The organism is Nocardia asiatica NBRC 100129 (assembly GCF_000308415.1).
GTDB classification, from domain to species: domain Bacteria; phylum Actinomycetota; class Actinomycetes; order Mycobacteriales; family Mycobacteriaceae; genus Nocardia; species Nocardia asiatica.
Genome location: NZ_BAFS01000071.1, coordinates 1 through 11,468, shown reverse-complemented (window position 1 = coordinate 11,468; position 11,468 = coordinate 1). Strand labels below are relative to the sequence as shown.

General features: G+C 68.3%; 8 protein-coding genes. 2 read left to right on the top strand and 6 right to left on the bottom strand.

What is annotated here, in order from left to right; translation table 11 throughout:
• The 3 genes from ON27_RS07460 to ON27_RS07450 form a co-directional block, all read right to left on the bottom strand.
• On the bottom strand, positions 1-459 hold a 459-nt coding region (locus ON27_RS07460; protein WP_043721479.1), incomplete at its 3' end, for an AAA family ATPase.
• 107 nt (positions 460-566) lie between these two features.
• Positions 567-1,142 carry a dihydrofolate reductase family protein gene (locus ON27_RS07455; protein WP_043721477.1) on the bottom strand — a complete coding sequence of 192 codons (576 nt, stop codon included), beginning with the start codon at positions 1,140-1,142 and terminating at the stop codon, positions 567-569.
• Positions 1,143-1,391: 249 nt separating this feature from the next.
• Positions 1,392-2,126 (bottom strand): MerR family transcriptional regulator, encoded by a 735-nt coding sequence (locus ON27_RS07450; protein WP_043721473.1) that lies wholly within the window; start codon positions 2,124-2,126, stop codon positions 1,392-1,394.
• Positions 2,127-2,328: 202 nt separating this feature from the next.
• Here ON27_RS07450 and ON27_RS07445 point away from each other — a divergent pair, with 202 nt between their 5' ends.
• Positions 2,329-2,685: a DUF1707 SHOCT-like domain-containing protein gene (locus ON27_RS07445; protein ID WP_043721470.1), complete on the top strand. Its 357-nt coding sequence runs from the start codon at positions 2,329-2,331 to the stop codon at positions 2,683-2,685.
• 6 nt (positions 2,686-2,691) lie between these two features.
• On the opposite strand, the gene ON27_RS07440 is transcribed toward ON27_RS07445, so the two are convergent.
• Positions 2,692-5,133, bottom strand: a complete 2,442-nt coding sequence (locus tag ON27_RS07440) for a serine/threonine-protein kinase (protein ID WP_043721467.1) — start codon at positions 5,131-5,133, stop codon at positions 2,692-2,694.
• 129 nt (positions 5,134-5,262) lie between these two features.
• A complete protein-coding gene (locus ON27_RS07435) occupies positions 5,263-6,798 on the bottom strand; it encodes an amino acid permease (RefSeq protein ID WP_043721465.1) in 1,536 nt (511 codons plus the stop codon).
• Positions 6,799-7,010: 212 nt separating this feature from the next.
• Between ON27_RS07435 and ON27_RS07430 the strand changes: the two genes are divergently transcribed.
• Entirely contained in the window at positions 7,011-8,072 is a 1,062-nt protein-coding gene (locus ON27_RS07430) for an SPFH domain-containing protein (RefSeq protein ID WP_043721462.1), read from the top strand.
• A 37-nt stretch (positions 8,073-8,109) separates the two neighbouring features.
• Here ON27_RS07430 and ON27_RS07425 read toward each other — a convergent pair.
• On the bottom strand, positions 8,110-11,468 hold a 3,359-nt coding region (locus ON27_RS07425; RefSeq protein WP_043721459.1), incomplete at its 5' end, for an NAD-glutamate dehydrogenase.

Genomic DNA, 11,468 nt, shown 5'->3' with positions numbered 1-11,468 from the left:
CTGGTGGCCAGGGATGGTCAGCCCGGGTGCGGCCTCGAGCAGCTCGGCGATCATCGCCGCGACCGCGCCGAGCAGGTGTTCGCAGTTGTCCAGTACCAGGATCGCGCGCTCGACGGATCGGTCGCCGCTGGTGAAGGTGCGCACGAGCGCGGCGCGGGTCGGCGGCGCGCTGGGGTCGGTGCGCACGGCCGACTGCATCACGTCCTGCGCGGTGGCGGCGCTATCGGCTTCCAGCCCGGCCAGTCGCGCCCAGTACACCGGCCTGCGCCGGTCGGGCGCGCCGCGGCGCAGCGCCTCCGCGGCTAATCGCGTCTTACCGATCCCGCCCGGGCCGACCAGGGTGATCAGGCGGGCGCCGCCGTCCAGCAGCGCGCCCAGCCGGTCCAATTCCGTTTCCCGGCCGATGAATTCACTGGTGGATGCAGGCAGCACGTCGCCACGTGCCTGAACCAGGGACATAAAACGAAAGTTAGCCGACGACGCGGCAACGCGCTCGACAATCAGAGGTTACAACGAGGTCAAGCCCCTGCTTTTGCGGGCAGTCCGCCCGGTTTCCCGCGCTGTTCCTACCCGGCGGAGGCCATTTGCTGGTAATGCATCTGGACGACCGCGCTGTCGAAGGTCATCACGTCGACCAGTTGCAGCCCCGACACGACCGCCGGCGTCGGGAACAACGGGATCCCGCCGCCGAGCAGGATCGGGTGCACGAACAACCGGTACTCATCGATCAGATCGTGCTTCATGAAGGCCGACGCCGTCTCGGCGCCGCCGAACAGCACCATGTCGCAGTCCGGCCGCGCGCGCAACGCCGTGATCTCCTCGACGAGACCGTCGCTGACCACTCGGGTGTTCCAGGCCGCGGTGGCCAGCGTCCGCGAGAAGACCAGCTTGGGCGTCTGTTTCCAGCACCGCGCGAAATCGACGTAGAACTCCGAGATCGCGGGGTCCACGTCGGCGGTCGGCCAGAACGACGCCATGATCTCGTAGGTCTTGCGACCGTAGAGGAACAGGTCGGCCGAGCGTAATTCGTCCAGGAACGACTCGCACAGTTCCTCGTCCACCACCGGCCAGTGGACTTCCTGATCCGGCCCCTCCGCGAAGCCGTCGAGCGACATCTGCATCCACAGTGTCACGGTTCCCATGTGCCCACACCCATCTGCTGCCCTTGTGCGACAGTCAGATTGTCGGGGGGAGCGACACTTCGGCGCATCGGTAGGTGGCCGCGAGGCATACTTAGGTAGACGACCGTAGGTAATTTCGCTGAACGGCGAACGCACACGGAACGCTGTTCAATATACCGCTGATCAACGGCACGTTACTGTCCCGTATCGCCAACCATGGGAATCTGAAACAGAGGTACTCCGGTCAGCGTGGCGGGCCGGCGCGGCCGATCAGGTCTGCGGCAAGGTCTCCGAAAGCTCGACGTCCTGCCCGAGATACTTTGCGACCAGCTGGTTTACCATGGCACCCGCGATGTCCGCCGGGATCGCCCTGGTCTCCTCCAACCGCTGCGCGAGCTCGGCCGCCCGCGCCGGACCTCGATCGGAATCCTGGTACGACGCCCAGACGGTCCGCCGGAACAGGTCCACGTAGCGGCGAGCGATCCGATCCGCGTCCGCGCGCAACTTCTCCAGTTCGCCCAGCGCCTCGTCGGCCGGAATGCCCGCGGCCGCCATGCGATCGAGGCTGTACGCCAGCCTGCGATCGTTGATCCGATAGGTCGCCGCGTCGACGGGTTCGTACAGACCCGCGGTGACGACTCGCGCCAGACCGTTGGGCACGTCGCGGTAGCGCTCGGCGAGTTCGGTCGCCGCGATCACGTCACCGGCGTCGGCGACGACCGTCTCGTCCGCCTCCGGCTCGACGACACCGAGAATGTCCCCGAGGTCGTCGCCGCGGTCCCAGGCGTTGAGCAATTCCTTGATGCCGTTGAGCTTGATCCCACGATCGAGCAATCTGCTGATGGTGCGCACCCGGTTGAGGTGGTCGGCGCCGTAGAAGCCGGTACGCCCCTTGACCTGCGGGGGCGGCAGCACACCGCGTTCGTGGTAAACGCGCAGGCTGCGCACGGTCGTACCGGCCTCCCGCGCCAGCTCGTCGATCGTGTACTCCACACCCGCAGTCATATCTCAAGGAAACCACATCGCAACACGGGGCACCCGCCGGTGCGCGGCCATTGTCGGGGCGACCGACCGGTCTCCGGCAACAAACTGGCTAACATGCTCGACGCCGGGTCGATCCGCCTGCGAAGACGCTCCCGGACGGCCCTTCCCGCCGCTGGAAATCCACCCGGCGCCCGGCTCCGGCCGCTACGCCTATCCTTCCGGCATGGGTGAATCAGCGGGCCTCCCGGCCAGTCTCGCCGACCGCGAGCGCGCGATGCGCGAGCTGACCCACCATCTGGGGACGGGCCGGCTGAGCCTGACCGAGTTCGACGAACTCAGTGCGGCCGTCGCCGCCGCGACCACCCGCAGTCAGCTGGCCGAGTTGTTCGCCGACCTCCCTGGCGCCACACCGCCCGCGGCCGAGGTCGTCCCGGTCAACCCCCTGCCCCGCTTGGCCGTGCTGGCCGGGGCGACCGTGGTCTTCTCGGTGGTGCTCGCGGTGACCACCGGCAGCTGGCTGTGGCTGCTGGTGATCCTGGCCGCTCCCGCGCTTTTCATGCTCACCGCGCGCGCCACCTGAGACCGGTCACCACCTCGACTTCGGCCGCACGTAATTGGCCAGGTCGACCAGGCGATAACGGTGCAGCCGATGCGGGGCGATCCGCGCGAGCGCCCGCAGGCTGGACTCGAGCCCGCGCTGCAACCCCATGGTGGTGAACGGGAAGCCGAGCAGCGTCGCCTCCGGATCGGCCGCCTGACCGCCCGCACGGACCCACTCCAGCGCCGCGCCCACCACGATGACCTGCAGTTGCAGCGCCCGCGGTTCGTCCGGCGCGGCGTCCAGCCGAGCCGCCGCCTCGAGCAGATCGGCCTCGGTGGTCTCCGCGATCGGTTGCGAGACCAGCAGCAGGCACCCCGTCATCCGGGCCACGCTCTGATACCGCGACGCCTCCGGCACCTGATCCAGGACCTCGACGGCCTCCAGCAACCCGCCGTCGGCGGCCAGTCTGCGGGCCAGTCCGAAGGCCGCGCTCACCACGCCGTGGTTGGTCCGCCACACCGTGCGGTAGTACTCCTCGGCGAGCCGGTGCCACTGCTCGCCCGCGGCCTCCCCGAGATGCTGCAGGGTGAGTTCCGCGGTGGCCGCCAGGGCCAGCGCCGGGGCGATCTCGCCGGGCAGCATGCCGTGCACCAGGTCGAAGTATTCGTAGGCGCGTTCGTACTGTCCGTCCAGCAGGGCGGCGACGGCGGAGTACCACTCGAGGCGCCAGTCCGTGCCGTAGTCGGGCCGCAGATCGGCGAGCCGATCGCAGGCGGGCACCACTTCGCCGAGGTCCAGGTGCGCGCGCACCGCGGTCAGCGTGCCTTCCAGTTCGAACGTCTCCGGCTCCGGAATGGTCCCCGAGACGATGCGGTCGGCGGTGCGGCGCAGCGCGTCCAGCGCGTGCCTGGGATCACCGTGCAGCAGCGTGGACAACAGGTCGGCGCTGGGGTCTTCGCCGTCGATCAGCGGGACCGGCAGGGCCGCGACCACGCTGGGCGCGTCCAGGGCGGGCAGGCGATGGCGCCCGTCGGTCATGCCGTCGGTCTGCCCGATCAACGTCTCGATGCCGAAATCGCCGCGCATGGCGCCGAACTCGAGCGAGGACTGCGGATGCTCCTTGCCGGTGTCGTAGGCGAGCACCATGCGCAGGACGCCGGCGAGCTGGCCGTACATCGCGTAGGCGGTCGGGAAGCGGCGCCGCGGGTCGGGGTCGGTCGCGCGGCGCAGCAGCCGGTGCAACGCGGGATAGTCCCGCAGCAGCGGCTGGTCCTCCGGCGACGGGATCCCGGGCAACTGGTGCCCTTCGGCGTTCTTGGGCATGTCCAGCACCAAGGCGGCCAGCGTCCGTCCGACGGTGTAGATGTCCGAGGCGACCGTCGGGCCGGTCTCGGTGATCTCCGGCGCTTGGTAGCCCGGGGTGCCGTAGATGCTGCCGTAGGACTCCATGGCGGCGACCGCGCCGAGGTCGATCAGCTTGACCTCGTCCTCGCTGACCATGATGTTGTCGGGCTTGAGATCGTTGTAGGCCAGGCCGAAGGAGTGCAGATAGTCCAGCGCGGGCAGGATCTCCATCATGAAGGCGATCGCCTCGGACACCGGAATGCGTTCCGGCGCACGCAGATCCAGCATCTTCTTCAGCGAGCGGCCACCGACGTACTCCATGACGATGTAGCCGTCGGCCACGTCGCGCCCGGAGCGGTGCTTGACGAAGTTGTGGATCTTGACGATGCCGGGATAGGCCACTTCGGAGAGGAACTGGCGTTCGGCGAGCGCGACCACGTGCGCCTCGAAGTCGAGCGGGTTCTGCAAACCCTTCAGCACCACCCAGCGGTCGCTCACATTGCGGTCGACAGCCAGGTAGATCCAGCCGAGCCCGCCGTGGGCCAGGCAGCCCTGGACTTCGTACTGGTCGGCGACCATCTCCCCCGGTTGGAGGGAGGGCCGGAAGTTGAACGGCGAGGCGCATCGGCCGCACTCGCCCTCCACGGCGCCGGGCCCAGCGTCGGTGGTGCGGCCGACCGCCTGTTGACATTTCCAGCAGAACCGTTTGTGCTCCGGCACTTCCGGATTCGGCATGACCGCGGTGCGCGGATCGAGCGGGCTCACCTTGGGCATGGACACCAGACCGCCGCCCAGTCTTCGCACGCTCGGCCGCGAACGCGCGCTGCGCCCGGAACCGGGCTCGGACTCGAGTGCGCCGAGCAGCAGCTCGGCCGTGCCGATGGTGTGCTCACCGGCGCTGTCCGAACCGGTCGCCGGGTCGACGGCGCTCGGAGCCGGGTCGACGGCCACGGCACGTGGTTTCTCCACGTACCGCGGCGTCGACCACGGATTGGGTGGTAGTCGCGGGGGCACCTCGGTCTTGAGCAGGTGTCGTGTCGCCCATGGGTGGGAAGTTCGCCGGGGCACGTCGGTGCCGCGCATTCGCCGATTCGCCCATGGGTGCGCAAGTGGACGGTCGGATGCGCTGGGGTGCTCCGGCATACGAACCTCTCAGACCCGCCGTGGAATCGCGGTTTCATTCTGGTCCGCCGCCTGTCGATGCGCGCGAGTATTGTTCCCGGGATTGGGAATAGATCCGCCCCGGACGAACGGTCCGGGGCGGATACTGCTTCACTCTTCGTCGGGCTTGTCGAGGATCACCACCGGGTCGCTGCCCTGTGCGCGCAGCGGCCGCTCGGCCAGGACCGGGAACTGCCCGGTGATGCCCTGGCGGATCTCCGCGATCTGCAGCACCCGCTTGCGGGCCAGGAACCAGCCGCCCACCAGCGCGGGAACCATGATGACGAGCATCGCGATCACCGCACCGCGCTGCACGTGGTCGTCGCTGAAGGCCATCAGCCCGACCACGGCCACCAGGAACACCAGCGTGGCGAAGCTCGTGTACGGCGCGCCGATCAACCGGAACGACGGCCGTTCCACGCGGCCGGCACGTGACCAGCGCCACAGCTGCAGCTGGCAGATCACGATCGCGGCCCACGCGAAGATGGTGCCCAGTGCCGACATGTTCAGCACGATCTCGAAGGCCTGCTCCGGCACCACCGCGTTCAGGCCGACGCCGATCAGCGCGACCGCGCCGGTGGCGAGGATGCCCACGTAGGGCACGCCGCCGCGGGACATCCGCGCGGCGATGGTGGGCGCGCTGCCGTTCATCGACATCGAGCGCAGGATGCGGCCGGTCGAGTAGAGGCCGGCGTTCAGGCTGGAGAACGCCGCGGTCAGCACGACGAGGTTCATCACCGAGCCGGCGCCGTCCACACCGAGCCGCGAGAAGAAGGTGACGAAGGGGCTCTCACCGTTCTTGAACGCGGTGTAGGGCAGCAGCAGCGCGAGCAGGACCAGCGAACCCACGTAGAACAGCGCGATCCGGGCGATCACGGAGTTGATCGCGCGCGGCATGATCTTCTCCGGGTTCTCCGCCTCACCGGCCGCCGTGCCGACCAGTTCCACCGCGGCGTACGCGAACACGACACCGGTGGTGACCAGGACCAGCGGGAGCAACCCGGTCGGGAAGAGCCCGCCGTTGTCGGTGATGACGCTCGGGCCGGTGACCTGACCGTCGACCTTGAAGCGGCCCGCCAGGAACACCGTGCCGACGATCAGGAAGGTGACCAGCGCGATGACCTTGATCAGCGCCGCCCAGAACTCGAGCTCACCGAACCACTTCACCGACACGAGGTTGATGCTCACCACGACCGCGAGGGAGACCAGCGCGATCAGCCACTGCGGTACCGCCTCGAACGCTCCCCAGTAATGGACATATGTCGCGATGGCGGTGATGTCTACGATCCCGGTCATGCACCAGTGGAAGAAGTACATCCACCCGACGGCGAATGCCAGCTTCTCGCCGTAGAACTCGCGGGCGTAGGAGACGAACGATCCCGAGGAGGGGCGATGCAGCACCAGCTCACCCAGCGCCCGCAGGATGAAGAACACGAACACGCCGCAGATGGCGTATACGAGGAAGAGCCCGGGTCCCGCACTGGCCAGCCGGCCACCCGCACCGAGGAACAACCCGGTGCCGATCGCCCCACCGATCGCGATCATCTGCAGCTGACGCGGGCGCAGCGACTTGTGGTAGCCCGAATCCTCGTCTTCGAGCGCGGCGGACTGCGCGGGCGCCTCCGCGGATGGTCGAACTGTGGTCATGGCGATGGCCTTTCAGGTGACGGCGATCATAACTTCGCTCAATGTACCGTTATACAGCGGCACGTTCAATAGCGATCCACAGCTTTGTAACATGCTGGACATCAACGGCTTTGACAAAAGGCCCCCGAACAGGGGTGATAGCGGAGTGATTCGTTGAACGTACCACCAGTTATCGGTACGCTCGATGAGATAAGACAGATGAGGGAGCGCAGATGGCCTGGTTCGAGCGGGAGTTCGTCGCGGTTCCGGAGGACCGCAAGAATCAGCTGGTCTACAAGTGGCCGGATGTCAACATTCGCCGCTACACCCGTGCGATGGTCAACGCCGACCAGATCGCCCTCTTCGTCAAGTCCGGGCAAGTGGTCGGCGCGATGGGCCCGGGACGCCACCGCATCGACGCCGACGAACTCCCGGTGCTCGGCGCGCTCGTCGACACCCTCACCGGCGGCAACTACTACCGCGCCGAACTGTATTTCGTCTCCACGCGAGAGTTCCCGGGGATCCGCTTCGGCGGACGGCTGGACGACATCCTCGACCCGGTCAGCGAGCAGGTGGTGACGCTGCGCGTCTTCGGCGAGTTCGCGCTGTCGGTTCGCGATCCGGCCGAGCTGCTCACCGCGCTCGCGGGCACCGCCGATCTCACCGACCAGGAACGGGTGCAGAGCTGGTGCGCCGACCTGCTGCTCAAATCCATGAAGATGGCGGTGACCCAAGGCGTCGCGCGCCGCGACTGGCCGGTGCTCGGACTCTCGGCGCAATTGCAGCCGATCGAGCAGGCGGTGCTGCGCCAGACCAACACGGCGCTCTACGAATACGGGCTGCGTATCCCGCGCATGGGTAACTTCGACATCAGTTTGGCGCCGGAGGACGCCGACCGGCTGAAGCGGCTCGCCAAGGACGTCAAGTACATCAGCCTCACCGGCGATTTCCAGCGCTACGCCGCGGGCGAACTCGCGCTCGGCGCGAGCCAGGGGTTCGCGCGCGGACATCACGGCGTGGAAGGCGGATTCCTCGGCGCGGCATTGAGTTTGAACGCCATCGGCCACCAGGTCGGCACCCCCTCCCCCGCGCCGCAGCTGCCCGCCGCGGCGCCGGAGACGGCCCAGACGTCGTGCGCCGCCTGCCAGGCCGCCAATCCGGCGAGCGCGAAGTTCTGCATGCACTGCGGAGCGCGCCTGGCGCCGCAGCCGCGGCACTGCCCGAACTGTGGCGCGGAATCGAGTCCGGGCGCCAAATTCTGCGGCGCCTGCGGAACGCCGATGCCCGGAGGCTGACGCCGAGCGCGCCTGCCTCCGGGCATCGTGCGGTCGATCAGCCCGCGACCGTCGGCGCCACGGCCGTCGACTCGCTGCCGCTCACCATGCTGCGGATCTGCCGTGCCGCCACCGACAGTGCGGCGAGATCGTGCGTCTCGGCGGCGAAGATCTGCGCCAGCGACGCACCCGCCCGGGCCAGCCGCGACCGGTTGGTCGACTCCCAGTACGCGATCTTCTCGGCCGTGCTGTCCTGCGGTTCGGTCGCGGTGAGCACGTCGAGGGTCAGCGACCGCAGCGAATCGTAGAGATCCTCGCGAACCGCCAGGCGCGCCAGCGCCCGCCAGCGTCCGCCGCGCTCGAGCTTGCCCACCGCGGTCAGCAGCCGCTCGATCTGGAAGTGCTCGTTGAGCGCGTAGTACAGCACCGCGACCTCCGCGGGATCGCGCTCGGCGATGTCGGCCAGGTCGATCACGTCCAGCAGCGGGAAGCGGTGGATCAGGCCGAACACCTCCTCGGCCAGCTCCCGCGGCGCGCCACGGGAGATCGACCGCCGCGAACGCTCGGCGAGATCTTCGGTGAGGTAGCCGGTCAGCCAGGCGGGCACCTGGCCGGACAGGGCCCGCACGCCCGCGCGGTACCTGGCGATGTCCGCGCCGATCGCGATCGGCTGCGGCCGGTTGGACAGCAGCCAGCGAGCCGCCCGGTCGAGGGTGCGCTTGGTCTCCAGCTCCAATTCGTTGCGCGCCGCCGTGGACATCGGCGTCTGCCTGATCAGCTGCCAGAGGGCGTGCAGATCGAAGATCTCCACCGCCGCCTGGTACGCGCGCACCGCGTCGTCGGTGGTCGCCCCGGCCTCTTCCGCGAGCCGGAAGGCGTAGGTGATGCCGCCGTAGTCGACCATCTCGTTGACCACGACGGTGGCCACGATCTCGCGCCGCAGCGGGTGCCTGCCGATCGCCGAGGCGAACCGTTCGCGCAGCGGCGCCGGGAAGTAGCCGGGCAGCACCGAGGCGAACGCCGCGCTGTCGAGCAGGTCGCCGGCGAGCAGGTCGGCCTTGAGCGACAGCTTCACGTGCGCCATGAGATTCGCCAGTTCCGGCGAAGTGAGTCCGGTGCCTTCGGCCGCGCGGCGGGCCAGTTCCGCCTCGGTGGGCAGCGCCTCCAGCTCGCGGTCCAGACCGCGGCGCTGCTCGAGGTCGTTGATCATCCTGCCGTGCACGCCGGACATGCCCGCCGCGTCGGCCCGCGACATCCCCAGCCGGAAGTTCTGCGAGATGTTGTCCCGCAGCACCAGATCGGAGACCTCGTCGGTCATCGAGGCCAGCAGCGGATTGCGCTCGTCGAGCGCGAGTTCGCCGCTGGAGACGACGGCGTCGAGCAGGATCTTGATGTTGACCTCGTGATCGGAGCAGTCCACGCCCGCGGAGTTGTCCAGCGCGTCGGTGTTCATCCGCCCGCCGTTGCGGCAGAACTCGATCCGGCCCAGCGCGGTCGCGCCCAGGTTGCCGCCCTCGCCGATCACCTTCACCCGCAGCTGGTCGGCGTTCACCCGCACCGCGTCGTTGGACTTGTCGCCCACATCGGCGTTGGTCTCGGCGCTCGCCTTGATATAGGTGCCGATGCCGCCGTTCCACAGCAGATCCACCGGGGCGGAGAGAATCGCCTTGATCATCTCCGGCGGGGACAGCGTGGTCACGTCGGCGGGGAGGTCCAGTGCCGCGCGCACCTCCGGAGTGACCGGGATCGCCTTGGCGGAACGGTCGTAGATGCCGCCGCCGGGGCTGATCAGGGACGTGTCGTAGTCCGCCCACGACGAGCGCGGCAACGCGAACATCCGCTGCCGCTCCCGGAAAGACACAGCCGCAACCGGATCGGGATCCAGGAAAATATGCCGGTGGTCGAACGCCGCCACCAAACGAATGTGCTCCGAAAGCAACATGCCGTTACCGAACACGTCACCGCTCATGTCACCCACACCCACGACCGTGAAGTCCTGGGTCTGGGTGTCGATTTCCATCTCACGGAAGTGACGCTTGACGCTTTCCCACGCGCCTTTGGCGGTGATACCCATCGCCTTGTGGTCATACCCGGCCGACCCACCCGAAGCGAACGCGTCACCGAGCCAGAAACCATAACTCTGCGCCACATCATTGGCGATATCGGAAAACGTCGCCGTCCCCTTGTCCGCCGCCACGACGAGATACGTGTCGTCGCCGTCCCGGCGCACCACCTGCGCGGGCGGAAGCACTTCACCGGTCGCCCGGTCGACATTGTCGGTGATATCCAGCAAGCCGGAAATGAACGTGCGATAGCACGCGACGCCTTCCGCACCCAACGCCTGCCGGTCGGCGACCGGATCGCCGGTGGCGGCGGGCGCTTGTTTCACCACGAAACCGCCCTTGGCGCCCACCGGCACGATCACCGCGTTCTTCACCGCCTGCGCCTTCACCAAACCGAGAATCTCGGTGCGGAAGTCCTCCAGCCGATCCGACCACCGCAAACCACCACGCGCCACCGAACCGAAGCGCAGGTGCACACCTTCCACCCGCGGGGAGTACACGAAGATCTCGAACTGCGGCCGTGGCTTGGGCAGCTCGGTGATCGCGTGCGGATTCAGCTTGACCGACAAGTAGTCCAGTGCGTCACCCGATGCGTCGCGCCGGTAGTAATTGGTGCGCAGCGTCGCCTCGATCAAGCCGAACAGCGCCCGCAGGATGCGGTCGGTGTCCAGGCTGACCACCGCGTCGATTTCGGCCTGCACCCGCTCGGCGATCGCCGCGGCCCGGTCGGCGGCTTCCGCGCCGGCGTCGTCCGGGTCGAAGTAGGCGGCGAACAGGTCGATGCACGACCGCGCCGTCGCCGGATGGTTCAGCAGGACGCGGGTGATGTTGCCCAAGGTGTAGGCGAATCCGGCCTGCTGCAGGTACTTCGCGTAAGCCCGGAGCAGGGCCACTTCGCGCCAGTGCAAGCCGGCGCGCAACACCAGTTCGTTCAGGCCGTCGACTTCCGCGCGGCCGAACCACATCGCGTTGACCGCGTCCGGGAAACGCCGCCGCACGCTGGTTTCCGGCAGTGACGCGGCGTCCACGGCGTGCCCGGTCTGCGCGGGCGGCTCGCTGTCCAGCGCGTCCCGCAGGGGTACGGAGGGCACCCGCAGCCCGAAGTCGTAGATCCAGCGATCCGGCCGGTCCGCCAGCGCGATGCGATAGGGCCGCTCGTCGACCACCTCCACACCGAGACTGTGCAGAACCGGCAGCACGCGGCTCAAGGAGACGCCTTCGCCCGCGACGTAGAGCGTGAAGCGCCACTCCGCGGAGCCGGGCTCGCCCTGGCGGTAGAGATCGGTGTCGATCGCGCCGTCGGACAGCCGCTCGAGGCGCCGCAGGTCGGTGAGCGCGTGCGCGGGATCGTGCT

What these genes read in the sequence shown, in the direction of transcription:
- ON27_RS07430 (WP_043721462.1), top strand. Translation starts at nt 7,011, where the DNA reads ATGGCCTGGTTCGAGCGGGAGTTCGTCGCGGTTCCGGAGGACCGCAAG.
- ON27_RS07435 (WP_043721465.1), bottom strand. Translation starts at nt 6,798, where the DNA reads ATGACCACAGTTCGACCATCCGCGGAGGCGCCCGCGCAGTCCGCCGCG.
- ON27_RS07440 (WP_043721467.1), bottom strand. Translation starts at nt 5,133, where the DNA reads ATGCCGGAGCACCCCAGCGCATCCGACCGTCCACTTGCGCACCCATGG.
- ON27_RS07450 (WP_043721473.1), bottom strand. Translation starts at nt 2,126, where the DNA reads ATGACTGCGGGTGTGGAGTACACGATCGACGAGCTGGCGCGGGAGGCC.
- ON27_RS07455 (WP_043721477.1), bottom strand. Translation starts at nt 1,142, where the DNA reads ATGGGAACCGTGACACTGTGGATGCAGATGTCGCTCGACGGCTTCGCG.
- ON27_RS07445 (WP_043721470.1), top strand. Translation starts at nt 2,329, where the DNA reads ATGGGTGAATCAGCGGGCCTCCCGGCCAGTCTCGCCGACCGCGAGCGC.